At 72.3% G+C, this 24,249-nt stretch carries 22 protein-coding genes; 10 read left to right on the top strand and 12 right to left on the bottom strand.

Going from position 1 to position 24,249, the window contains the following annotated elements; genetic code table 11:
* Positions 1-43 precede the first annotated feature (43 nt).
* The 3 genes from KBX08_RS20660 to KBX08_RS20650 all read left to right on the top strand — a co-directional run bounded on the left by KBX08_RS20660 (position 44) and on the right by KBX08_RS20650 (position 3,645).
* A complete protein-coding gene (locus KBX08_RS20660; RefSeq protein ID WP_210785091.1) occupies positions 44-1,132 on the top strand; it encodes a ubiquinol-cytochrome c reductase iron-sulfur subunit in 1,089 nt (362 codons plus the stop codon).
* Complete coding sequence (locus tag KBX08_RS20655) at positions 1,129-2,760, top strand: ubiquinol-cytochrome c reductase cytochrome b subunit (RefSeq protein ID WP_210785090.1); 1,632 nt, start codon at positions 1,129-1,131, stop codon at positions 2,758-2,760. The genes KBX08_RS20660 and KBX08_RS20655 overlap by 4 nt, the downstream gene beginning before the upstream one ends.
* Before the next feature lie 192 nt (positions 2,761-2,952).
* Complete coding sequence (locus KBX08_RS20650) at positions 2,953-3,645, top strand: DUF4142 domain-containing protein (RefSeq protein WP_210785089.1); 693 nt, start codon at positions 2,953-2,955, stop codon at positions 3,643-3,645.
* Between the two features lie 104 nt (positions 3,646-3,749).
* Here KBX08_RS20650 and KBX08_RS20645 read toward each other — a convergent pair whose 3' ends face one another.
* From KBX08_RS20645 to KBX08_RS20625, 5 genes are all read right to left on the bottom strand, one after another.
* Positions 3,750-4,037, bottom strand: coding sequence for an Lrp/AsnC family transcriptional regulator (locus tag KBX08_RS20645; RefSeq protein ID WP_074313163.1), 288 nt, complete (start codon positions 4,035-4,037; stop codon positions 3,750-3,752).
* Between the two features lie 79 nt (positions 4,038-4,116).
* Complete coding sequence (locus tag KBX08_RS20640) at positions 4,117-4,986, bottom strand: sugar phosphate nucleotidyltransferase (RefSeq protein WP_210785088.1); 870 nt, start codon at positions 4,984-4,986, stop codon at positions 4,117-4,119.
* Positions 4,983-5,525: an NUDIX hydrolase gene (locus KBX08_RS20635; RefSeq protein WP_091407528.1), complete on the bottom strand. Its 543-nt coding sequence runs from the start codon at positions 5,523-5,525 to the stop codon at positions 4,983-4,985. Before KBX08_RS20635 ends, KBX08_RS20640 begins: the two co-directional genes overlap by 4 nt.
* Positions 5,526-5,578: 53 nt before the next feature.
* Complete coding sequence (locus KBX08_RS20630) at positions 5,579-7,372, bottom strand: bifunctional (p)ppGpp synthetase/guanosine-3',5'-bis(diphosphate) 3'-pyrophosphohydrolase (RefSeq protein WP_210785101.1); 1,794 nt, start codon at positions 7,370-7,372, stop codon at positions 5,579-5,581.
* 126 nt (positions 7,373-7,498) lie between these two features.
* Positions 7,499-9,253 carry a DEDD exonuclease domain-containing protein gene (locus KBX08_RS20625; protein ID WP_210785087.1) on the bottom strand — a complete coding sequence of 585 codons (1,755 nt, stop codon included), beginning with the start codon at positions 9,251-9,253 and terminating at the stop codon, positions 7,499-7,501.
* Positions 9,254-9,380: 127 nt separating this feature from the next.
* Here KBX08_RS20625 and KBX08_RS20620 point away from each other — a divergent pair, with 127 nt between their 5' ends.
* From KBX08_RS20620 to KBX08_RS20600, 5 genes are all read left to right on the top strand, one after another.
* The gene (locus KBX08_RS20620; RefSeq protein ID WP_210785086.1) at positions 9,381-10,835 is read left to right on the top strand and encodes an NYN domain-containing protein; all 1,455 of its coding nucleotides are present in this window, start codon (positions 9,381-9,383) and stop codon (positions 10,833-10,835) included.
* 142 nt (positions 10,836-10,977) lie between these two features.
* Entirely contained in the window at positions 10,978-11,697 is a 720-nt protein-coding gene (locus KBX08_RS20615; RefSeq protein ID WP_210785085.1) for a DinB family protein, read from the top strand.
* Between the two features lie 187 nt (positions 11,698-11,884).
* Positions 11,885-12,103: a hypothetical protein gene (locus KBX08_RS20610; protein WP_210785084.1), complete on the top strand. Its 219-nt coding sequence runs from the start codon at positions 11,885-11,887 to the stop codon at positions 12,101-12,103.
* Between the two features lie 102 nt (positions 12,104-12,205).
* The gene (locus tag KBX08_RS20605) at positions 12,206-13,465 is read left to right on the top strand and encodes a M48 family metalloprotease (protein WP_210785083.1); all 1,260 of its coding nucleotides are present in this window, start codon (positions 12,206-12,208) and stop codon (positions 13,463-13,465) included.
* Complete coding sequence (locus tag KBX08_RS20600) at positions 13,462-14,586, top strand: glycosyltransferase family 4 protein (RefSeq protein ID WP_210785082.1); 1,125 nt, start codon at positions 13,462-13,464, stop codon at positions 14,584-14,586. The genes KBX08_RS20605 and KBX08_RS20600 overlap by 4 nt, the downstream gene beginning before the upstream one ends.
* 13 nt (positions 14,587-14,599) lie before the next feature.
* Here KBX08_RS20600 and KBX08_RS20595 read toward each other — a convergent pair whose 3' ends face one another.
* The 7 genes from KBX08_RS20595 to KBX08_RS20565 all read right to left on the bottom strand — a co-directional run bounded on the left by KBX08_RS20595 (position 14,600) and on the right by KBX08_RS20565 (position 22,886).
* On the bottom strand, positions 14,600-15,262 hold the full coding sequence (locus KBX08_RS20595; protein WP_210785081.1) for a 1-acyl-sn-glycerol-3-phosphate acyltransferase: 663 nt from the start codon (positions 15,260-15,262) through the stop codon (positions 14,600-14,602).
* Positions 15,263-15,280: 18 nt separating this feature from the next.
* A complete protein-coding gene (locus KBX08_RS20590) occupies positions 15,281-15,865 on the bottom strand; it encodes a TetR/AcrR family transcriptional regulator (RefSeq protein ID WP_210785080.1) in 585 nt (194 codons plus the stop codon).
* Positions 15,866-15,951: 86 nt separating this feature from the next.
* Positions 15,952-17,610, bottom strand: coding sequence for a bifunctional diguanylate cyclase/phosphodiesterase (locus KBX08_RS20585; RefSeq protein WP_247669754.1), 1,659 nt, complete (start codon positions 17,608-17,610; stop codon positions 15,952-15,954).
* A 79-nt stretch (positions 17,611-17,689) separates the two neighbouring features.
* The gene (locus KBX08_RS20580; protein WP_210785078.1) at positions 17,690-18,499 is read right to left on the bottom strand and encodes an SAM-dependent methyltransferase; all 810 of its coding nucleotides are present in this window, start codon (positions 18,497-18,499) and stop codon (positions 17,690-17,692) included.
* Between the two features lie 190 nt (positions 18,500-18,689).
* Positions 18,690-19,358 carry a response regulator transcription factor gene (locus tag KBX08_RS20575; protein ID WP_030337723.1) on the bottom strand — a complete coding sequence of 223 codons (669 nt, stop codon included), beginning with the start codon at positions 19,356-19,358 and terminating at the stop codon, positions 18,690-18,692.
* Between the two features lie 7 nt (positions 19,359-19,365).
* Positions 19,366-21,057, bottom strand: coding sequence for a GAF domain-containing sensor histidine kinase (locus tag KBX08_RS20570; RefSeq protein ID WP_210785077.1), 1,692 nt, complete (start codon positions 21,055-21,057; stop codon positions 19,366-19,368).
* A 14-nt stretch (positions 21,058-21,071) separates the two neighbouring features.
* Entirely contained in the window at positions 21,072-22,886 is a 1,815-nt protein-coding gene (locus tag KBX08_RS20565) for a long-chain fatty acid--CoA ligase (RefSeq protein ID WP_210785076.1), read from the bottom strand.
* A gap of 118 nt (positions 22,887-23,004) precedes the next feature.
* On the opposite strand from KBX08_RS20565, the gene KBX08_RS20560 reads away from it, so the two are divergent.
* A complete protein-coding gene (locus KBX08_RS20560) occupies positions 23,005-23,460 on the top strand; it encodes an SRPBCC family protein (RefSeq protein WP_210785075.1) in 456 nt (151 codons plus the stop codon).
* Positions 23,461-23,491: 31 nt separating this feature from the next.
* Positions 23,492-24,196 carry a hypothetical protein gene (locus tag KBX08_RS20555; protein WP_210785074.1) on the top strand — a complete coding sequence of 235 codons (705 nt, stop codon included), beginning with the start codon at positions 23,492-23,494 and terminating at the stop codon, positions 24,194-24,196.
* Positions 24,197-24,249: the final 53 nt, after the last annotated feature.

Genomic DNA, 24,249 nt, shown 5'->3' with positions numbered 1-24,249 from the left:
GTGCTGTGGTGCCGCTCGGCGCCACCCGTAGCGAGGTGACGGCATGAGCACCCACCCCGAGCACCAGGCCCCACAGGGCCCGGAGCCGCTCGACGTGAACGACCCCAAGCTGACCCGGTTCGACATCGTTCGTGAAGGCGCGCGTCGGGACGACATCGAGATCGTCCACTACGAGCCGCAGGTGCTGCCGGGCACCAAGGCGGAGCGTCGGCTGACCCGGGTGGTCGCCGGCTTCTTCCTGATCACCGGCCTGGCCGCGACCGCCTTCCTGGCCATCTACATCTGGTGGCCGTGGCAGTACGAGGCGGGCCGGGGCGGCGACAAGTTCTACACCCCGCTGCTCGGCTTCACCCTCGGCGTGGCGCTGCTCGCCGTCGGCTTCGGCATCCTGACCTGGGGCAAGAAGTTGCTGCCCAAGGAGGTCTCGATCCAGGACCGGCACGAGGGCCAGGTGGACTCCGAAGGCCGCACCATCACCGGCCAGACCATGCTCTACATGGCGGACGAACTGGGCGTGAAGCGTCGTCCCCTGCTCGGCATCTCGCTGCTGGCCGGTCTCGCGCCGGTCGCCGCGGTCGCCGCGGCGCCGCTGGTCGGCGGCCTGATCTCGCAGCCGCACAAGAACAACCAGATGTTCACCACCGGGTTCGCCACGGCCGAGGGCGGCGAGCGGATCCGCCTGGTCCGCGAGGACGGCCGTCCGGTCCGTCCGGCGGACATCAGCACCGGTGGGCAGCTGACCGTCTTCCCCGGCATCGACCACGGTGTGAGCAACAAGCACGCCGACTCGCCGACGCTGCTGATCCACCTCCGCGACTCGGACGCGCAGGAGTCGCGCCGGGCCAACGAGAAGATCGGCCACGGCGACTACATGTGGGGCAACTACGCGGCGTTCTCCAAGATCTGCACGCACGCGGGATGCCCGGCCAGCCTGTACGAGCAGCAGACCAACCGGCTGCTCTGCCCGTGCCACCAGTCCCAGTTCCTGATCACCGACAACGCCCGGCCAATCTTCGGCCCCGCCAGCCGCCGGCTGCCGCAGCTGCCGATCGAGGTGGACTCCGAGGGCTTCTTCGTGGCGAAGTCCGACTACACCGAGACCGTCGGGCCTGATTTCTGGGAGCGGCCATGAAGCGTCGAAAGTTTGACCTTGCGGCGACGCCGGGCAAGGCCGCGGTGGGAGTGGACGACCGCTTCGCGGTGGCCACCCCGCTGCGCAAGCTGCTGAACAAGGTCTTCCCGGACCACTGGTCCTTCCTGCTCGGCGAGATCGCGCTCTTCTCGTTCGTCGTGCTGCTGCTGACCGGTGTGTTCCTCACCTTCTTCTTCGAGCCGGCGATGACCGAGGTGGTCTACAACGGCAGCTACGCGCCGTTGCAGGGCACCCCGATGTCCGCCGCGTACGCCTCCAGCCTGGACATCTCGTTCGACGTCCGCGGCGGTCTGGTGATGCGGCAGATGCACCACTGGGCGGCGCTGCTGTTCATGGCCGCGATCGTCGTGCACATGCTGCGGGTCTTCTTCACCGGCGCCTTCCGCAAGCCGCGTGAGACCAACTGGATCATCGGTTCGCTGCTGTTCTGGGTCGGCTTCCTGGCCGGCTTCACCGGCTACTCGCTGCCGGACGACGGCCTGTCCGGCACCGGCCTGCGGATCGCTTCGGCGATCATGCTGTCCATCCCGGTGATCGGCTCCTGGGTCACCTCGTCGGTCTTCGCTGGCGAGTTCCCGGGCACGATCATCATCAGCCGGTTCTTCATCGCCCACGTGCTGCTCATCCCGGGTCTGCTGGTCGCGCTGATCAGCGTCCACCTGGGTCTGGTCTTCAAGCAGAAGCACACGCAGTGGCCCGGCCCCGGCCGGACCAACAACAACGTGGTCGGCGAGCGGATGTTCCCGCGGTACGCGCTGAAGCAGGGCGGCTTCTTCATGGTCGTCTTCGGCGTCATCGCGCTGATGGGCGGTCTGTTCCAGATCAACCCGATCTGGTTGTTCGGCCCGTACGAGGCGTGGGTGGTCTCGGCCGCCAGCCAGCCCGACTGGTACGTCATGTTCCTCGACGGGTCGACCCGACTCATGCCGGCCTGGGAAATCAACATCCCGCTCGGCGACGGGTACGTCATCCCGCCGCTGTTCTGGCCGACGGTGGTGCTGCCCGGCATCCTGGTGGGCCTGTCGACGATGTACCCGTTCCTGGAAGCCCGGCACCTCAAGGACCGCAAGAGCCACAACCTGCTCGAGCGTCCCCGGGACGCTCCGGCCCGGACCGCCGTCGGCGCCATGGCCGTCTCGTTCTACATCGTGCTGACGCTCTCCGGCGCCAACGACGTGATCGCGGACAAGTTCCAGATCAGCCTGAACGCGATGACCTGGGCGGGCCGCATCGGCCTGCTGGTGGTCCCGCCGCTGGCGTACTACGTCACCTACCGGCTCTGCCTGGGTCTGCAGCAGCACGACCGGGAGGTCCTCGCGCACGGCGTCGAGACGGGCATCATCCGGCGCATGCCGGACGGCCGGTTCGTCGAGGTGCACCAGCCGCTCAGCGCGTCCAACGGGCACGCGGACGGTCACGGCCAACTCGACTACGTCGGTTGGGTCGTGCCCAAGAAGATGAACCGGCTGGGGGCCCTCGGGCCGGCCATCCGGGGCTTCTTCTACCCGATCGAGAAGCCGGTCGAGGCGCCTGTCTCGCCGGGGCACCCGCCGGTCGAGGCCCGGCCGGAGCGCGAGGAGATCGGCAGCGGCGAGAGCCGCCGCTGACCGCCCAGTCGCACCATTACGGGGCGCCCGCCGGAATCCGGCGGGCGCTCCGTCGTATCCACACCCCCGACCCATCCGACCAGGAGTCGGACGCCCCTGATGGGACCGGTCGACCCCGCGCGGCGGGCGATCGCAGGAATAACCCCGGTGAGCCGGGTATCCGTGCGGTCCAACGTCTCAAGGGGGGGAAGCATGTTGGGTATCAAACGCCTCGGCCTGTTGGCCGCGCTGGTACTTGTCGGTGTCGCGCCGGCTGCGGCTGCGCAGGCCGCGGCACAGCCGTCAACGCAGGACACCCAGTACCTGCAGGCGGTACACCAGGTCAACCTGTTCGAGATCACCGCTGGTGACCTGGCTCAGCAGAAGGGTCAGGACCAGGGGGTCAAGGACCTGGGCGCGATGCTGAAGACCGACCACACCCAGCTGGACCAGACGGTGCAGCAGACCGCGTCGCAGCTCGGGGTGGAACTGCCGAACGAGCCCAGCGCCGATCAGCAGGCGGTCATCGACCAGCTGAACAACGCCAGCGGCGCGGAGTTCGACCGGCTTTGGGTGACCAGTGAGCTGGCCGGCCACGTCCAGGCCATCCAGGCCACCCAGACGGAGATCTCGCAGGGCTCCGAGCAGTCGGTGGTCCAGCTGGCGCAGACGGCGCTTCCGACGCTGCAGACGCACTACGACGAGTTGGTGGCGCTCGCCAACAAGCTGGGCATCCCGGTCCCGCAGACCAGCGCCAGCGGTACGCCCAGCCCGGGCGGCACCGGCACTGAGTCCCCGGCTCCGGGCGGCACCGGCACCGAGTCGCCGGCTCCGGGCGGCACCGGCACCGAGTCGCCGGCTCCGGGCGGCGGCAGCACCGAGGTACCGGCTCCCAGCGAGAGCTGACGTAGCCACAGCAGACGGCCGGTCCACCCTCGCGGTGGGCCGGCCGCCCTGCGCGCGCCACCCGCCGCCGTGCGGCCGGCACGGCCCCCGAAACGGCGAGCGGGTCAGTCGGCGCTGGCCAGACCGATCGCGAACGCCTCCTCCAGGTCGTGCTGCGAGTACGCCCGGAAGGCGATGTGCGACTCGGTGTTGAGCACTCCCGGGACCTTGGAGATGCTGCCCGCGATGACCTGGGCGATCTGGTCGAACTCGCGGACCCGGACGATGGCGATGAGGTCGACGTGCCCGGCCACCGAGTAGACCTCGCTGACACCGGGAAGGTTGGCCAGGTTCTCCGCCACCTCGGGGATCGCATCGGTGGCGCAGTCGATCAGCACGATCGCGGTGATCACGGGGCATTTCTCCGTTCGTCGGCGTCGTCGCCCATGCTAGATGTTTCGTCCCGGGACCGGAGGCGGGAGCCGCCGGGGCTCAGCCCTGGGCGGGGCAGGGCACTGTCAGGTCGCTCCCGGCCCGGATCACGTTCCGCAGCCGCTCGCCGGCCCGTACTGTCGCGCCCGGCCACACCACTGTGCGGGACACGTCACCGTCCACCCGCGCGCCCGCGCCGACGACCGACTCCACGCAGTGGCCGGTCACCGTCGCGGACTCCGCGACGAGAACGCCGCCGGCCGCGGCGTGCAGGTTGGCCGCCAGGTAGTCGGCCGGGGTGCCGGTGTCGAAGAAGGTGCCCGGGTACGGCACCACGGTCAGGGCGCCAGCCGCCTCGGCCGGACGCCACACGGCGCGAACCAGGTCCGAGAAGACGACCGGCAGGTCCCGGACCAGCCGCCAGGGCAGCAGCGAGAACCCGGTGAAGCAGTGCCCGGCGAAGGTGCCCGGCGCCGCCGGGTCCGCGGCGGGCTGGCCGAGCAGGCGTACGGTGTGCCCGTCCCAGCCGTCGAGCAGGGCGGCCACGTCCGGGCCCGGGGGAGCAGCCGGGTCGGCGAGGTACGCGTCGGCGTTGCCGACCAGCACCGGCCGCCCGTCGATCCAGTCCCGCAGGTTGGCCACCCCGCCCGCGGTGCCCAGCGGGTCGCCCGGCTCCACCGACAGGTGTGCGCGGTCGCCGACGTGCGCCACCACCTGGTCGCCGAGGTAGCAGGCGTTCACCGCGACCCGCCCGGGACCGGTCAGGCCCAGGCCGGCCAGCCGCGCCAACGCCCGATCCAGCAGGGGCACGTTGCCCACCGGACAGAGTGCCTTGGGCAGCCGTTCGGTGAGCGGGCGCAGCCGCGTGCCCTCGCCGGCGGCCAGCACCACAGCGCACAGCTCCGCCGGCACACCGGCCGCGCCGGTCACGGGGTGTCGTCGGGCACCGGCGGCGGGAACTGCCCGGCCAGCGGCCCGATGTCGTAGTAGGCGAGCAGCCGGGCCGTCGGCCAGGTCAGCTTGGGCAGGTCGTCCAGGGGGTGCCAGGCGGCCTCGAAGACCTCCCCGCCGTCGACTGTCAGCTCGGTGCTGGACGCCGGCACCTCGGCCTCGAAGACCATGTCCACCCAGCCCTTGGCGTGCACGATCGCGTTCGGCACCGCCGGACGCAGCCGCGACGGTGGGAGCCGGACGCCGGACTCCTCGAACAGCTCACGGGCCGCGCCCACCACCGGGGCCTCACCCCGGTTGAGCAGGCCGGCGGGGAGTGACCAACCCTTGCCGGGCGGCTGGCGCAGCATGAGCAACCGACCCGCGCCCGTCGCCTCGGTGTCCCGGACCAGGGTCACCGCGCCGACGATGTACTTGGGCACGGCCAACCGGACCAGGCGTCGACGCACCGGCAGCGGCAGCCGATAGAAGGCCTGGTAGAAAAGGGCCCGACCGGTGGCGCGGGAGCGGGGGATCATGACTCCAGGCTAGTGGTCACGAATGTCCCTCGGTCCCGCTGGGGCCCGCCGGGTCACTGTCGATGGTCGACCAGGTCGATGAGCTGGCGGACCACGGTGTCCGGTTCGATCACCCGGTCGAAGACCGCTACCAACAGGGTCTCCAGGTCGGGGTAGCCCAACTCCTCCGAGAGGCGCAGCAGTGGCAGGTCACTGGCGAGGCCCCGGTTGTGTTGGCGTAGGGCGAGCCCGATGGTGGCCCGACCGAGGCGCACCTTGTCGCTGATCGTGATGCCCGGCTCGGTGTGCTCGGCGAACCACCTGTTGATCTGCATCTGCGCGTGCGGCGACTTGACGAACGTCAGCCACTCCCGCCGGGGGCCGCGCGGTGCCACACCGGCCTCGAAGCCGTTGTCGCCGTCGTTCTCGGTGAAGATCTCCACCACGTCGCCCTCGTCCAGCTCCGAACTGAGCGGGGCCAACCGACCGTTGATGCGTGCGGCGAGGCAGTGGTCGCCGCGGTCGTTGCCCAGCTCGTACGCGAGGTCGACAGGCGTGGCACCGGCTGGCAGCACGACCTGCCGTCCGTCGGCGAAGACCTGGATCTGCCCCTCGGCCAGGTCACAGCGCAGCGACTCGTAGAACTGTGCCGGGTCGGCGGCGTCCGGCTCCCAGTCGAGCACCCGGCGCAGCCAGTCCAGCTGTTCGGCACGGGCCGCGGCGGTGCTGCTGCCGGAGCGGGGGAAACGGAAGTCGGCGGCGATGCCGTACTCGGCCGCGCGGTGCATCTCCTCGGTGCGGATCAGCACCTCCACTGTGCGGTCCTGAGGGCCGCAGACGCTGGTGTGCAGCGAACGGTAGAGGTTGTTCTTCGGTGAGGCGATGAAGTCCTTGAAACGGCCGGGCATCGGTCGCCAGGTGCCGTGGATCGCGCCCAGCGCGGCGTAACAGTCGGTGGCCGGGCCGTCGACCACCACCACGATGCGGGGCAGGTCGTACGGGGCGGTGTGGCCGCCGGCGATGGTGTCCTTCCAGATCGAGTAGAGGTGCCGGGGACGAGGGCTCACGTCGGCGTCGACCCGGCTGCGGCGCAGCGCCACCCGGGCCCGGGTGACCACCGAGTCGAGGTACGAATCCCAGCCCGGCCGATCGTGCACGTGCCGGGCCAGCCGGGCGTGCTCGTCGGGCTCGAGGTGCAGCAGCACCACGTCGTCCAGCTCGCGCTTGAGGGTCTGGATGCCCAGCCGGTCACAGAGCGGGACCAGCACCTCCTGGGTCTTACGGGCGATCCGTTCCCGCGACGACGCGGAGCGCACCCCGAGCGTCCGCATGTTGTGCAGCCGGTCGGCCAGCTTGATGATCAGCACCCGGACGTCCTTGGCGGCCGCGACGATCATCTTGCGGACCGTCTCCGCCTCGGCGGCCTTGCCGTAGAACGCCTTGTCGAACTTGGTCACCCCGTCGACCAGGTGGGCGACCTCGCCGCCGAAGTCCTCGGAGAGCGCCTGGAGGGTGTAGCGGGTGTCCTCCACGGTGTCGTGCAGCAGCGCCGCGACCAGGGTGGTGGTGTCCATCCCCAGCTCGGCGCAGATCTGCGCCACCGCGAGGGGATGGGTGATGTACGGTTCCCCGCTCTTGCGGAACTGCCCGCGGTGCATGTTCTCCGCGATCGTGTAGGCACGGCGCAGCACCGCGGGATCGGTGCCGGCGTGGATGCCCCGGTGGGTGCGGACCAGCTGAGTGACCGGGTCCGAGTCGGTGGTCGGCCAACTGAGCAACGACCGCAGCCGGCGGGCGAGCGGCAGCTCACCCGGCTGTGTCGGCAGGGCGCCCCCCAGGGCGGCGCCGTGTCCGGCGTCGACGTCCACGAGGGACACCTCCTCACCCCGGCTCCACATCGCCGGAACCCGGCGGGGGAGCAGGCCCACGAATCGGGCAGGACTGCACTTCTCTAACAGCCTAAGCGAGTCGACGTAGTCCGATCGGTCAGTTGGTCATGAGCGTTCGGTCGAGAGTTGGTGGGACGCGCCGCCCTCGGCCTTCGCCAGCAGGTCACGGAACCGGCCCGCGCCACTCGCCGGAGAGGACCAACCGGAGGACATCTCGACGAGTCGGGTCTCCGGTCGCTCCAACCAGGACAGGATCCGCTCCGACTCCTCGGCGGTGGCGGCCGGCACCGGGCCGTGCCCGCCCGACACCGTCTCGGCGGTGGCCCGGATCGTGGTCAACGTGGGACGCGGGTGCACGCCCGGTGGGGACACCCCCGCGCCGGCCAGTCGGCCGTGCCGGACCAGCGCCAACTCCCAGCCGCCCCGGGCGGCCGGCCGGGCCGCGGCCAACTCGACGATCCCGGTCAGCGCGGCCAGCCGCTGCATCCGCACTGTGGCCCGCAGCACGGCGGCCAGCCGGGACCGCACCACGGCGGCCTCCTCGTAGCGCTGGTCGCGGGAGAGCACGTCGATCCGCGCGAGCAGCGCGTCCACCACCGGCTGCGGATCACTGGCGGTCGCGGTACGGAAGGGCGCGGCGGCGCTGTCGTCGTACTCCTCGGGGGTGATCTTGTGTTCGCAGGGCGCCGGGCAGCGACCCAGCTCGGCCAGCGCGCAGGCCGGCGTGACGGTGCGCAGCGACAGCCGGTGCGTGCACTGGCGCAGCGGCACCGCATCGTGGAAACCGGCGGCTGCCAGCTCGGCGGCCCGCCGGGAGGTGAACGGCCCGAGGTACGCGGTGTCGGTGGGGGAGAGGTCGCGGACGATCGACAGCCGAGGGTACGGACCGTCGGTCAGCTTGAGCCAGACCATTCGTTCCGGGTATTTGGACCGGCGGTTGTACGGCGGGGCGTGCGCGGCGATCAACCGCAGCTCGCGGACCTCCGCCTCCAACGAGTGGGCGCACTCCACCGCCTCGACCCGCTCGGCCGCGCCCAGCATCTCGGAGATCCGGGCACGCTTCTCGCCGGCGGTGAAGTAGCTGCGCACCCGGGTGGCGATGTCGACCGAGGTGCCCACGTAGAGCGGCCGGTCGTCGGCGGCCCGGAAGATGTAGACCCCCGGGACCTTGGGCAGCCCCTCGGCCAGGTGCCGTTTGCGACGCTGGGTCGGGGTGACAGCGCGGGCGAACTCGATGGCGTCGCCGACAGTGTCCACCCGGTGCCCGCCGAGCCGGCCGATCAGCCCGTGCAGCACGTCGACGGTGGCCTTCGCGTCGTCCAACGCCCGGTGGGTGGGCTGGGTGGCGGTCCGGAAGTAGGCGGCCAGGGTGCCCAGCTTGCGGTTGGGCACCTCGTCGCGGGTCAGCACCCGGCGGGCGAGCGCCGCCGTGTCCAGGACCCGGGGGTTGGGCCAGCGGTAGCCGTGCTTGGCGCAGGCGGCCTTGAGGAAGCCCACGTCGTACGGGGCGTTGTGGGCCACCAGCACCGCGTCGTCGATGAACTCCAGGAAGCTCGGCAGCACCTGCTCGATCGGTGGCGCCGGCACCAGCATGGCCTGGGTGATGCCGGTCAGCACTGTGATGAACGGCGGAATCGGCTGGCCCGGGTTGACCAGGGTCGCCAGCACCCCCAACCGCTCGCCACCGCGCACCTTGACCGCGCCGATCTCGGTGATGCCGCCGCCGTCCGGCGCGCCCCCGGTGGTCTCCAGGTCGACCACCACGAACGTCGTCGCGTAGAGCGGCAGCGCCGGGTCCACCCCGCCCACCGCCGGGTCGAGACCGGCCAGTGACTCCTGGACGTACTCCGCCTGTGCCATCGGCGGCACGCTAGCGCCCCGGTCCGACACTCCCGTCGCAGCCGTCCCATCCGTCACCATGGGGCTAGGATGAGAGATCGGCTCACTCACCGGGCGGTGGGCCCGGTCGCGGTGGGAGACTTGCCACATGCCCCTCACCGAGCCGTACGACGACCACCTCCCGCAGGAGGACCCGGTCGCACTCGACGGTGCTGTGGGCAACCCGGACGACAACGTAGTCAACGACACATCGGGCGCATCGGGCCCGACGACGACGGGCGACGGTCCCGCCGCCGAGCCGGAGCCCACCCTGCCCGAGCCGGTTCGGCAGCGGATCGTGACGCTGACCGCCGCGGTGCTGCCCACCCTCCCCACCGACGAGGTCCCGGTGCCGTTGCGCCGGGTGGCCAAGTTCGCCCCCAACCGGCGCGCCCGGCTCGGCGCGCCGGTCATCGCCGCCCAGCTCACCGCCGACCCGCTGTTCCGGCAGCGGGTCACCGCGCGGGTCCTGGCCGACGCCGGTGACCTCGGTGCGGCAGTGGTCGAGGGCACCGCGCCGGCGGCCGCCGACCCGGTCGAGGTGGCCGCGCTGGCCTACCTGGCCCGGCCCCGTGGCTGGCGGGAGCTGATCGACGCCAGCGGCGCGGCCGTGCGCGCCGAGGCGGACAGCGCCGTCGTCGCCGAGTTGGTCCGCGAGGCCGAGCAGCGGGCCACCCGGGCCGAGCACGACCGCGCGGTGGCCCGGGTCGAGGCCGAGAAGCTCCGCGACGAGTTGGCCCGCGTCCGCGAGGAGCTGGGTCAGCTCCGCGAGGAGTCCCGACAGGTGGCCCGCACCCTGCGGGAGACCCAGGCCCGCGAGCGGAAGGCCACCGAACTGCTGGCCACCGAGCGCGGCCGGGCCGCCCGCGCCAGCGCCGACGTGGACGCCGAACTCCGCCGCGCCCGGGCCCGGCTGGCCGAGGCCGAGGCCGCCGCCGGGGTGGCCCGGGCCAGTGCCAAGGAGGCGCGTTCGGTCGACGACGCCCGGCTCTGGCTGCTCCTGGAGACCATCGGCCAGGCCGCCGTCGGGCTGCGCCGGGAGCTGGCGCTCGACCCGGTGGACAAACTCCCCGCCGACTTCGTCGCCGACGCGTTCGCCGAGCAGCCGGGCACCGCCCCGGCCGGCCCTGCCGCCCGCGCCCGCGACACCGACGACCCGGCCCGGCTCGACCAGTTGCTCGCCCTGCCCCGGGCACACCTCGTGGTGGACGGCTACAACGTCACCAAGCGTGGCTTCGGCGAGATGTCCCTGGAGCAGCAGCGCAAACGCCTGATCACCGGGCTGGGCGGGATCGCCGCGCAGACCGGCGACGAGGTCACAGTGGTCTTCGACGGCGCCGAACGGATGCACGGGCTGCCGCCCGCCCCGCGCGGCGTGCGGGTGCTCTTCTCCCGCAAGGGCGAGACCGCCGACGAGCTGATCCGGCGACTGGTCCGCGCCGAGCCGGCGGGCCGGCCGGTGGTGGTCGTCTCGTCGGACCGCGAGGTCGCCGACGGGGTACGCCGGCACGGCGCGTATCCGCTGGGCGCGGACTCGCTGCTGCGGCGGCTCGCCCGCTCCTGACCACAGCGGGCCGACACGTCGACGGGCCGGCTCCCGGCGCTGGTTGGGCGAGCCCGGCGGGCGCGCCACCCGTCGCACTGTGCCTGAACCTGTCCCACCCCGGCGCTAGCATCGCCGCGACCGCCGAGGGATGGGAGCCGCGATGGCACAGGACGACGTCACGGTCTTCGTCGACAACAACCTGCGGGGTGCCCGGTTCAACCGCTCGACACTGGCCGGTGCGGTGATGCGCGGCGTCGACGTTGATGGCCTGGACATCGACGCGCCGTGGTTGGCCGAAGGCACGCTCGTGGTCAACGGCGTCGATGTCGTGCCGTTGGTCGAGGCCCAGCTCAACCGACGGTTCCCCGGGCGCGATCTCCGGCTGGCCAAGGACCCGGACGACCTGCGCGAGGGGTGGGCGGCGATCGAAGGAGCCTGGGCGGCGGCGGTCGACCGGGCTGTGTCCATGCCCGAGGGCGCGGTCGACGTCTCGATCGACGGTGAGTGGTCGTTCGCGCAGACGCTGCGTCATCTCGTGTTCGCCGCGGACGCGTGGTTGGGCAAGGCGATCCTGCGCCTGCCCCAGCCGTTCCACCCGCTCGGTCAGTCGCACGTCGAGTACGAGACCGACGGCTTCGACATGTCGGTCTTCGCCACCGAGCAGCCGACCTTCGAGGCGGTCCTCCAGGTGCGGACCGAGCGACAGGCCATGGTGCGCGACTTCCTCGCGACTGTCACGCCGGAGTTGCTCGCCGAGCCTCGGCCGAGCGCCTGGTGGCCCGAGCACATCGTGTCCGTCCTGCACTGCCTTCACGTGATCTTCGGCGAGGAGTGGCAGCACCTCCGCTTCGCACTGCGTGACCTCGACGCACAGGGCTGAGACCTCGCCAGCGACGGCCAGCCGGGTGGGATACCCCGATATCGCTGATCTGGAGTGGATCCAGCCCTGAAACGGGCGGTCGGACGGGGTTCCTGTCGTACCCGGTGGTTAGTGTCGATGTCACCGACGGTGCTCGGCCGGCGACGGCAGGAGTCGCCCGGGTGCCGCGAGCCGATCAGGAGGGTTGATGCTCATCGACTGCGACGGGTGCGCGAAGCGGGCCGACGGCTGTTCCGGCTGCCCACTGACCGCCCTGTTCGACGAGACGTCCCCGGCGGCCGGGTTGGTCGCCGCCGAGGTCGAGGCCATCGAGGTGTTCGCCCGGGCCGGCTTCGACGTCGAGGTGCTGGTCGCGCCCGCGCGCCCGGAGGCGGCTCGCCGTCGCGCCACCCGCCGCGTCGCCTGAGCGCGACACCGCGCCCGGAAGCGGGCTTTTCGCGGGCCATAGGATGAGCGGTCACGGCGGGAGGAGCGGCGCGATGAACGGGGAACAACGGGTGGTGACGCGGTGACCCCGCGCGGCTGGGCGCTGCTGACCCTGGCCGGGCTGACCCTCGCGCTGGTCGTGCTGGCCGCGCTGCTCATCCCGTGGCACCGCCCGCCGGCACCCCGGGCCGACCAGCTCGCCGCGCTGGGCGACCTGCCGTCCGAGCAGGTCGCCAAGGGGCGGGAGTTCCGGGCCGCGCTGCGTCCCGGTGGCTATGCCGCGCTCGCCGTTGGGCTGCTGATCGCCCTCGCGCTCGGGTTGACCCCGCTGGGCAGTCGCCTGGTCGAGCTGGTGGGCCGGCCGTTCGGTGGGCACTGGGCAGCGCAGGCTGTGCTCGGCGGGCTGGCGGTGGTGCTCGTCGCGGACCTGGTGACGCTCCCGTTCGCCGCCTGGCGGCAGAGCGTGCTCACCCGCTACGGGTTGAGCACCAACGGCTGGAGCGGCTGGGCGGCCGACCTGCTCAAGTCGTACGCCGTCAGCGCGGTGATCGGCGCGGTGGCGCTGTTCGGCTTCTACGCGGTCATCCGGCTCGCGCCACGCTGGTGGTGGGCGTTCGGTGCGGCCGGCGCCGCGGTGCTTGTGGTGCTGCTGTCGTTCGTGCTGCCGGTGCTGGTGGAGCCGGTGTTCAACCGGTTCACCCCGATGCAGCAGGGCCCGTTGCGCACCGAGCTGATGAGCATGGCCGCCCGCGACGGGGTGCCGGTGCGCGACGTGCTGGTCGCCGACGCCTCCCGGCGTACCAGGGCGGTCAACGCGTACGTCTCCGGTCTCGGGCCGACCCGACGGGTGGTCGTCTACGACACGCTGCTGCGCGAGGCGACCCCGGCCGAGGTGACCGCCGTCGTGGCGCACGAGTTGGGGCACGCGAAGGACTCCGACGTGGCGGCCGGCACGCTGACCGGGGCGTTGGGCGCCGCGGCCGCCGTGGTGGCGCTCTACCTGCTCGGCTCGTGGGGGCCACTGTTGCGGCTGGCCGGTGTCGACTCGGTGGCCCAACCGCGCGCGTTCCCGCTGCTGGTCGCCCTGGTCACGGTGGCCGGGCTGGTTGCCGCTCCGGTGCAGGCGCTGATGTCCCGACGGGTGGAGGCGCGGGCCGACGCGCACGCGCTCGCGCTCACCAACGACCCGGAGTCCTTCGAGTCGATGCAGCGTCGGCTCGGCTCGGTCAACCTCGGCGACCCCGACCCGCCCCGCTGGGAATACCTCTACTCGGCCTCACATCCGTCCACGGTGGAGCGGATGGCCGCCGCCCGCGCGTACGCCCGGGAGGTCGGCCGATGAGCCGCACCCTGCTGATCACCAATGACTTTCCGCCCCGCCCGGGTGGGATCCAGTCGTTCGTGCACAACCTCGCGGTCCGTCAACCGGCGGGTTCGGTGGTCGTCTACGCGTCGAGCTGGCGCGGGGCCGCCAAGTTCGACGCCGACCAGCCGTTCGAGGTGATCCGGGAGCGTACCCGGGTGTTGTTGCCCACCCCGTTGATCGCCCGCAGGGCGGCCCGGTTGGCTCGCGCGTACGACTGCGACACGGTGTGGTTCGGCGCGGCGGCCCCGCTGGGCCTTCTCGCGGCCGGCCTGCGGCGGCGGGCCGGCATCCACCGGGTGGTGGCGCAGACCCATGGCCACGAGATCGGTTGGGCGGCGGTGCCGGCCGCCCGGCCGGCGCTGCGGCGCATCGGTCGGGGTGTGGACGTGACCACCTATCTCGGCGAGTACACCCGCAGCCGGTTGGCCCGGGTGCTGGACGGGGTGACCGAGTTGCGCCGCCTCGCGCCGGGGGTCGACGTGGACACCTACCACCCGAGCATGGACGGTGAACAGGTCCGGGCCCGGCTCGGGTTGACCGACCGACCGGTGGTCGTCTGCGTGTCCCGGCTGGTGCCGCGCAAGGGTCAGGACACCCTGATCCGGGCCCTGCCGGAGATCCGGCGCCGGGTGCCCGACGCGGCGCTGCTGATCGTCGGTGGCGGGCCGTACCGGGCGACCCTGGAGAAGCTGGCCCGCCAGACCGGTGTGGAACGGGACGTGGTGTTCACCGGCACGGTGCCGTCGGTCGAGTTGCCGGCGCACTACGCGGCCGGTGACGTCTACGCGATGCCGTGCCGCACCCGCAACCGTGGCCTCGACGTCGAAGGGCTGGGCATCGTCTACCTGGAGGCATCCGCGACCGGCCTGCCGGTGGTGGCCGGTGACTCCGGGGGCGCACCGGACGCGGTCCGGGAGGGGGAGACCGGCTACGTCGTACGCGGTCGGGACGTCGCCCAGCTCGCCGACCGGGTCGCCCGGCTGCTCGCCGACCGGGACTTGGCCCGTCAGCTGGGAGCGGCTGGCCGGGCGTGGGTGGAACGGGAGTGGCGCTGGGAGGCGCAGGCGGAACGCATGACGGCACTGCTGGCCGGCTGATCGCCGCCCGCGTTCAGCTCTCCCGGGCGGGCGCGTAGTGCGGCACGTACTCCTGGCCGGTGAGCTGCTGAATCGCCGCCATCACCTCGTCGGTGACAGTCCGGATGTCACGTGGCCCGTTGATCCGCTCGGCGACCGGTATCGGCGGGCCGAACCGCAGGGTGATCGGGTGTCGACGGGGCAGCCGCGCGTCGACCGGCAGCACCTCGGCGGTGCCGAGCACGCCGACCGGGATGATCGGCACCCCGGCGTCGCGGGCCAGCCGGGTCATCCCGACGCGACCCCGGTAGAGCCGCCCGTCCGGGGAGCGGGTGCCCTCCGGGTAGACGGCGACCAGGCCACCGGCGCGCAGCACCGGGATGGCGGCGTCGAGGGCGCGCAGGGCGGCCCGGCCGTCGGCGCGGTCGACCGGGATGGCGCCCATGCCAGCGACGATCCGCCGGTTCAGCCAGCCGCCCGGACCCCGGCCGTTGAAGTACTCGACCTTCGCCCAGAAGGTGACGTGTCGGGGCGTCGAGGTGACGAGGAACAACTCGTCGGCGACGGACAGGTGATTGCCGGCGAGGATCGCGCCGCCGTGTCGGGGCAGATGCTCCAGCCCTTCCACCCGGGGCTGCCAGCCAAACCGCAGCGCGGCGCCGACGGCCAGCTTGGTGACGTCGTACAGCAGGGGCACGTGTCCTCCGGGGTCGTTTCAGGCGGGCGCCGGGCCGAGGTGGGCGTCCAACGCGGCGCGCAGCAGGGCATCGTCGTCGGTGGCGCCGGTGGCCAGCGGGAGGCTGCCCCAGGCCCAGAGTTGGGCGATTCCGTGCAGGTTCGCCCACAGCGCGCCGGCCAGCACCGCCGCGGGCGCGTCGGTGGGCCGGCGCGCCTGCGCCACCAGGTCGGCCAGGACGGCGAACAGCGGCAGGCTCGTCTCGCGCAGCCGCAGCCGGCCGCTGTCCAGCAGGTCGTGGCGGAACATCAGCTCGAACATGCCGCGGTGGGCCGCCGCGAAGTCCAGGTACGTCCGGGCCAGCGCGGTCAATCGGGTACGGGGGTCCGGATCGACGTCGCGCAACGTTCGCTCGACCTGGGCGGTGAGGTCGGCGAAGCCCTCCCGGGCGATGGCGGAGAGCAGGTCGACGTGGGTGGGGAAGTAGCGGCGCGGTGCGCCGTGCGAGACCCCGGCACGCCGGGCGATCTCCCGCAGCGACACCGCCGACTGGCCCTCACGCAGCACCAGGTCCACTCCGGCGGCCACCAACCGCGCTCGCAGCCCCGTCTCGTCCGCGCCCATAGACACTGTCTACCAGCCGCCGTAGACGCTGTCTACTTCCGGTGTCGGTGGACGTCCGTCGGGGTGGGTGGTCGGGCCGGGGAGGTTCAGCGGATGCGGGCCAGGATGCGATCGGCGGGGGCCGGGCGGCCGAAGTGCCAGCCCTGGGCTGCGTCGCAGCCGATTGCGCGCAGCCGCTCGGCCTGCCCGGCGGTCTCCACCCCTTCGGCGGTGACGGTCAGGTCCAGTGCGTGCGCCAGCGAAACCAGGGAGGCGAGGATCCGCTCGTCGGTGCGGCCGACGGAGGGCGAGCGCAGGCCGGCCACGAATTCCCCAGCCACCTTCAGTTCGGTCACCGGCAGGTCCCGCAGGTACGCCAGATTGCTGTAGCCGGTGCCGAAGTCGTCGATGGCGATGCGTACCCCGAGGTCGGCGAGGACCCGCAGGGCGCGGACCGGCTCCTCCGCGGTGCTCATCATCGTGCTCTCGGTGATCTCCAGTTGGAGCCGCTCCGGTGGCAGGCCGGTCTGCCGCAGCAGCGCGCGGACCTCCTGCACCAACCCGGGCCGGTGCACCTGCCGTACCGCCAGGTTGACGCTGACGAAGGGCGCGGCGGCACCCCCGGCCGACCACGCCTCGGCCTCGCGGCACGCCTCGGCCAACACCCAACCGCCCAGCTGGATGATCAGGCCGGTCTCCTCGGCCAATCCGATGAAGCTGTCCGGGCGGAGCACCCCCAACTCGGGGTGCCGCCAGCGGACCAGCGCCTCCACGCCGACCAGGCTGCCGTCGCGCAGTGAGGTCAGCGGCTGGTAGTCGAGGTAGAACTCGCCCCGCTCCAACGCGGCCGGGATGGCCGCGGAGAGCGCGTAGCGGGCCAGTTCACGTTGGTTGCGCTCGGCGTCGTAGAGCGCCCAGCGCGCCCCACCGGCGGACTTCGCCCAGTGCAGGGTGCTGTCGGCGGCCCGCATCAGGTCCGTCGGGTTGGCCCCGGCGACCTGGCGCTCGACGATGCCGATGCTCGCCGAGATCTGCAGCTCGTGCCCGTCGACCAGCGCCGGTGTGCGTACCGCGGCGAGCGCGGTCTCGGCGACCGCCACCATGTCGTCGGTGCCGGCGGTGCATTCCACCAGGATGACGAACTCGTCGCCACCGAGCCGGGCCACCAGGTGCTCACCCATGGCCTTGCGCAGCCGTTCGGCCACAGTGGCCAGCAGCAGGTCACCGATCTGGTGCCCCAGCGTGTCGTTGACCACCTTGAAGCGGTCCAGGTCCAGGAAGCACACCCCGACCCGCTGCGCGCCCCGGCCCGGCTCGTTGAGCGCCGCGGCGAGCCGCTCGGTGAACAGTGTCCGGTTGGGCAGGCCGGTGAGCGGGTCGTGGGTGGCCTGATGCCGGAACCGGGCCTCGCTGGCCCGCAGCGCCCGCTCGGCCTGGGTGCGGGCCCGCATGGCGGCGCGGCGGATCGACTCCTGCTCGTCGAGCGTCCGGTCGCGCAGCGCGCGGGCGTAGCCGGTCGCCACGGCCGCCAGCAGCCGGGCCATCCGGTCCTCGACCTCCTCGGCCACCAGGCCCAGGTCGCGCACCAGGCGGAGCTGGATGACCTCGACGGTACGACCCAGCCCCTCGGCGGAGGCGATGTGCGCGGCGACGAGCTCGGCGCCGACCCGGTGCCCGGCACGCAGGTCGAACGGCTCGGTGAGCAACGCCCCGGCCAGTTGCCCGGTGAGCCGGTCCAGCAGGGACTCCAACTGGGCCTGGGTCATCGGTAGGTAGCTGGTGCCGGAGACCGCCTTCGCCCAGGCCCGGGCGAACGTCCCCGGGTAGGGGTTCGCCCCGGGCGACTCAGTCACCGAGGCGCCCGACGCCGCCCATGAAGACCGCGCGCTCGGCGTCCTCCGCGCTCTCCGGAGTGTCCGGTCGCCACTCGGGCACCCAGACCACGCCGGGGTCGAGCAGCTCGAAACCGTCGAAGAGCGCGGTCAGCTCGGCGCGGCTGCGTATCCACAGCGGATTGTCGGTGCGCCGGTAGACCCGCTCCGCCTCGGCGCGTTCGTCCTCGCTGCGCCCGTCGTCGCTGGCCTGCGACAGCACCAGGTAGCTGCCGGGCGCCAACGCGTCCCGCAGCGTCCGCAGCAGCTCCGCCGGCCGGTCGTCGTCGGAGACGAAGTGCAGGACGGCCACTACCATCACGGCCACCGGTTGGCTCAGGTCGAGCAGCTTGCGGACGTCCGGATGGGCCAGGATCGCCTCCGGGTTGCGCAGGTCCTCCTGCACGACCGCGGCCTGCTCGTTGCCGGCGAGGATCTCGCGGCTGTGCGCCACCGCCACCGGGTCGACGTCCACATAGACCACTCGCGACCCCGGGTCGAGCTGCTGGGCGATCTCGTGCACGTTGCCGACGGTCGGGATCCCCGAACCGATGTCCAGGAACTGCCGGATCCCGGCGTCGGCGAGGTGGTGCACGGCCCGGCGCAGGAACGCCCGGTTGGCCTGGGCCATCAACGGCGCCTCGGGCACCGCGGCGACCATCGCCTGCGCCGCGGCCCGGTCGGCGGCGAAGTTGTGTGAGCCGCCGAGGTAGTAGTCGTACATCCGCGCGACGCTCGGGCGCTCGATGTCGATGGTGTCGGGTGCCCAGTCCGGCCGCTGCATGCGTTTCACCCCTCGAATCCGCGATGCGAGCATCGTCGCCCGCGCGGGTATTGTGCACCCGCCACGCACGCCAGACCATAGCGCGCCGAAGGTTGCCTGCCGACGTCGGTCGATGCGCGACGGTCCGCGCCGGGGAGAAGCTGGCGCGGACCGTCGGTCGCGTCGTCCCGCTCGACGAGCGGAAGACAGGTCAGAACTTCGGCGCGTCCGGTGCCTCGAGCAGGCCGAGCCGGAGTGCGGTCATCAGGGCCTGAGCCCGGTTGGCCGCGCCGAGCTTCTCGTAGAGCTTCGAGATGTGCGTCTTCGCCGTGGACTCGCTGACGAACAGCTGCTTGGCGATGCCCGCCACGCTCATCCCGTCCGCGAGCAGCCGCAGCACCTGCCCCTCCCGGGGAGACAACTGCGGACCGGACGGGGCGAGCCGGCGCTTCATCGCCTCGGCCAGGTCGGCCGCCGTGAACGCGCTGGGGGAGGAGGCGGCGTGCCGTGCGGCGGCCACCACCTCGTCGGCCGGGGCGGTCTTCGGCACGAAGGCGCTCGCGCCGGCCTCCAGGGCGCCGAAGAGCTGGTCGTCGCCGGCGTACATGGTCAGCACCACGATGCCCATCGACGCGCTGGACTTACGCAGTGCGCGGGTGGCCTCCAGGCCGCTGCCGTCGGGCAGCCGCAGATCCATGATCACCACGTCCGGCTGCAAGGCGCCGGCCTGGCGTACCCCCTCCGCCGCCGTGGCCGCCTCACCGACGACCTCGAACTGGCGGTCGCGCTCGAAGGCGTGCCGCAAACCCTTGCGAATCAGATCATGATCGTCGACAAGGAGGACCTTGGTACGGGTGGCCGGTATCGGACTTGTGGTCATCCTCGGGTTACTCCCCTTCTGGTGCTGCGCTGCCGCGCACGTTATCGCGCCGGGCCGAGGTGCCGAGAACCACCGCCACGGTCGTGCCGCTGGGTTGCCGCGGCCTGATCTCCAACCGGCCCCGGATACGTTCCGCCCTCTCGGCCATGATCGCAAGACCGTACCGCCCGTCCGGGCGCTGGTCAGCCATCCCCTGACCGTCATCCGACACTTCTATTTGCGCATACGGGGGGTCGACCTCACACGTGACCCACAAATTCGACGCCCCGGCGTGCTTGCGCGCGTTGGTCACCGCCTCCTGCGCGATGCGCAGCAACTCGGCTTCGGTGGCGGCCGGCAGCCGGGCGGTGGACTCGTCCAGCGAGAGGTGCACCCGCAGCCCGCCGGACGCGCCCACGGTGCGCGCGTACTCGGCGATCGCCGCGGCCAACCCACCCTGCCGGTCCACCTCGCTGCGCAGCTCGAAGAGGCTCAGTCGCAGCTCCTGGATCACCCGGGTCACCTCGCCGCGCAGCGTACGCAGGGCCTCGGCGGTTTCGTCGGCGTCGTCGAAGACGGTGGCCAGGGCGTTGTCGATGCCGTAGCCGACCATCACCAGTTCCTGGGCCACCCCGTCGTGGATCTCCCGGGCCAGTCGCTGCCGCTCCTCGTTGGTGGCCAGCGAGCGCACCTCGTCGAAGAGCAGCGCCGCCTCCAGCCGCAGCGCGGCCGGGCGGGTCAGCGCTGTCACCCGGGACACCACCGGCGGCGGGTACGCGTGCGCGGCGTCGGCCTCCAGCACCACCAGCCCCACCGTGCGCACCCCGGCGACCAGCGGAATGATCAGCGCGGACACGTCGCCGCCGCGGTGCGAGCGGGACTGCGACCGGGCGGCCGTGGTGGCCTGCTGGGTGGCCCAGGCGTCGGCGATCGCCGAGTCCGCGTCCAGCGTCGTCTCCCAGTCCACCCGGTCGACGCCGGCCTGGGCGAGCACCACGAGGCGACCTCCGCCGCTGGCCGAGAGCACCGCACCCCGGTCCGCGCGGGCCACCGTCCGCAGCTCCTCCAGCAGGTGCTCGGAGATGCCGCCCGGGTCCAGGGTCGCCCCGGGCAGCTGCCGGGCCACTGTCCGCAGCTGGGTCAGCAGCCGGGTGGCCTCGGCGTACGGCTGCGGTTTGCCCTCACCGCGGACCGCCATCACCCGGTGCAGCGTGCCGGCGGCGTAGAGCCCCAGCGCCGCCAGGATCAGCCACTGCGCGCAGACCGCGAGGTAACCCAGCTGGCCGAGCTGGAGGGTACCGTCGACCCGGGTCAGCGCGCCGCTGAGCAGCAGGGTGGCGGCGGTGACCACGAGCAGCGCGGCGCCCTCCGGGAAGCGGCGGCGCAGCGCGGTGACGGTCACCGGGACCGCCAGGTAGGGCAGCACCGCCGAGGCGCCCAGGCCGTCGACAGTGCCGCCGATGGACGCCACAGCGGCGACGTGGCTCGCGGCCAGCCCCAGCACCACCACCTCGGCCACCCGGCTCAGCGGGCCGACCAGCCGGTGCTGAGGTGCCAGCAGCGACGGCAGCCCGGCCACCGCCAGCAGCGCGATCCACCACAGCTGGGTCACGTCGCGGGTGGCGAACAGCGTCAGGATGGCGATCAGCGCCAGCATCACCACGCGGGCGGCCGCGGCGAGGGGATGCGGGTGCGGGACGGTGGCTGTGGATGCGGGCACGTGACGGATGGTAGTCAGCCTCGGTAGATATCGGCGATCTCCGCCGCGTACGTCTTGTGGACAACCTGGCGCTTGACCTTGAGCGACGGGGTCAGCTCGCCGGTCGCCTCGGTGAAGTCGCGGGGCAGGACCCGGAACACCTTGATCGCCTCGGCCTTCGACACGGCCTGGTTCGCGGCGTCGACCGCGGCCTGGATCTCCTTGTGGAGACCCTCGTGCTCGCGCAGCTGCTCGACGGGGGTGTCGAGGGGCATCCCGGCGTTCTCCAGCCAGGTCGGCAGCGCCTCCTCGTCGACCGTGACCAGTGCCGCGATGAACGGCTTCCGGTCACCGACCACGACACACTGGCTGATCAACGGGTGCGCCCGGACCAGGTCCTCGAGCACCGCCGGGGCGACGTTCTTGCCGCCGGCGGTGACGATCAGCTCCTTCTTGCGGCCGGTGATGCTCAGGTAGCCGTCGGAGTCGAGCTGGCCCAGGTCGCCGGTGCGGAACCAGCCGTCGGCGCTGATCGTCTCGGCCGTCGCGGTCTCGTTGCGCCAGTAACCCTGGAAGACCAGCTCGCCGGAGATCAGGATCTCGCCGTCGTCCTCGATCCGCACTGTCACGCCGGGCAGCGGACGGCCGACGCTGCCCATCCGGGTGCCGCTGGGCAGGTTCGCGGCGGCGGCGGGCGAGGTCTCGGTCAGGCCGTAGCCCTCCAGGACCGTCACGCCGATGCCCCGGAAGAAGTGGCCGAGCCGGGCGCCGAGTGGCGCGCCGCCGGAGATCGCGTCCCGGCACCGTCCGCCGAGCGCGGCGCGTAGCTTGCGGTAGACCAGCCGGTCGAAGACCACGTGCTGGGCGCGCAGCGCCAGGCCCGGGCCGCCCGGGGTCTCGAGCGCCTCGCTGTACGCGATGGCGACCTGCTCGGCGCGGGCGAAGATGCCGCCCTTGCCGTCCGCCTCGGCCTTCTGCTTGGCGGCGTTGTAGACCTTCTCGAACACCCGGGGTACGGAGAGCACGAAGGTCGGCCGGAACGCCTGTAGCTCGGCGACCAGGTTCCTGGTGTCGGCGCAGTGCGCCATGGTGGCTCGCGCCTGCACGACGCCGATCTGGATGAGTCGGGCGAAGGCGTGCGCCAGCGGGAGGAAGAGCAGGGTGCTCGCGCCGGCGTTGAACAGGTTGGGCAGCACCGGCACCGCGTTGGCGATGTCGGCGTACATGTTGCGGTGGGTGAGCACGCAGCCCTTGGGTCGGCCGGTGGTGCCGCTGGTATAGATGATCGTGGCCAGGTCGCCGGCGCGGACGGCCTTGCGTCGCCGCTCGACCTCGGCCAGCTCGACAGTGGCGCCGGTGGTGACCAGCTCGTCCACCCCGCTGCTGTCGATCTGCCAGACCTGGCCCAGCTCGGGCAGCCGGTGCCGGACACCGGCGATCAGGGCGGCGTGCGCCTCGCTCTCCACCACGACGGCGACCGCGTTGGAGTCCTCGAGGATCCACGCGGCCTGCTCGGCGCTGGACGTCTCGTAGATCGGCACTGTCACCGCGCCGACGGCCCAGATCGCGTAGTCGAGCAGCGTCCACTCGTAGCGGGTGCGGCTCATCAGCCCGACCCGGACACCGGGCTCGATGCCGGCGGCGATCAGCCCGCGGGCCACTGCGGCCACCTCGTCGCGGAACTGGAGGCAGGTCACCTCGGCCCACTCGGTGACGGTGCCGTCGGTGCGCGGGGTGGGGCGGGCGAACTGGACGGTGTCGGGCGCGACTTCGGCGTTGTCCCAGACCGGATCGGTGAGGTTGGCCGCGTCGCCAACGGTGACGATCGGCGGGACGGAGAACTCGCGCACCTGCACTCCTTCGTGCTCGCACTGGCTGGACCGACCGCCGCCGTGGCGTCGGCATGTGTCGAAACCTACCCGGCGGGCGGTCGGGGTGAGACAACCAGGAGGCGGGTAGCCTCCCCCCATGGCGGACTCCTCCACCCAGTCGATCATCATCGGCGCCGCACCGGACCGGGTGACGGCGGTCATCTGCGACTTCGCGCGCTACCCGGAATGGACCGACGCGGTGCGTCGTGCCGAGGTCGTCGAGGAGTACGAGGACGGCTACGCCAGTCAGGTGCGTTTCACCATCGACGCCGGGGTGATGGCCGACGAGTACGTGCTCGCCTACGAGTACGCCGAGGACCTGTCCCGGATCGAGTGGCACCTGGTCGCCCCCTCGAAGATGCAGAAGGCCCAGCGTGGTTCGTACGACCTGGTGGGTAACCCGGACGGCAGCACGACGGTGACCTACACGCTGGAGGTCGACCTGTCGGTCGGCATGCTCGGGATGTTTCGGCGCAAAGCCGAGAAGATGATCATGGATACCGCGTTGAAGCAGCTCAAGCGCCGGGTAGAAGCAACCGGTGCGGCGCAGTGACGTGTCCGGTGGCACGGTAGAGGAGCCGACGGTGGGCGGAACGGATCCGGGTTCGGCCCGGGAAGAGGCGGAGCGGCTGGTCGCCACCCTGTTGGCGGGGGCGCGACTGGCCTCCGCCGGCTCGGCGGGCGGCGCGTTCGGCTCGTTGGGCGGGATGCTGTCCGGTGTCCTCGGTCACAGCGCGGGCCCGGACGCCCGCTCCGGCGCCGGTGGTGCTTTCGCCACCGGTTCGGCCGAATGCTGCGTCTGTCCGGTCTGTCGGGGCATCGCCGCGTTGCGGGACCCGAGTCCGGAATTCGCCGAACGGCTCGCGACCGGCGCCGGTGACCTCGCCGCGGGCGTCGCCAGCCTGCTCCGCGCGTTCTCCCCGGCGGAACCGTCCACGCCGAGCCCCGCCGAGCCGGCCGCCGAACCGACCGCCCCGCCCTCGCCGGCACCCGCCGCGAGCACCGACGACGTGTTCCCCGAGCCACCCCCGGGCACCCCGCCCACAGCGACCGTCGACGACCACGTGTGGCGCGATGCCACCCGTACCGGGCATGATTCTCAGCCGGCGCCGGAGCGGGATGTCTGGTCGGTCGCCACCCGGACGGCGGACCCACTCGCCCCGGCCGCCGTACCACCCGTCGACGAGGCCGGGACGGCGACCGTACCGGCACCGACCACCCGTCCCGTGGTGCCCGCCTCGCGGGTGCCCGATGACGCCGACGCGGAAGCATCGGGCGACGGCGCCTGAGCGCGGGACCTTCCGACCCGGACCGGCACTGGGCCGGAACCTGGGCCGGACAG

The organism is Micromonospora sp. H61 (genome assembly GCF_018070325.1).
Lineage (GTDB): Bacteria > Actinomycetota > Actinomycetes > Mycobacteriales > Micromonosporaceae > Micromonospora > Micromonospora salmantinae.
Note: the sequence above shows the minus strand (reverse complement) of the source record. Positions and strands in the feature narration are given on the sequence as shown.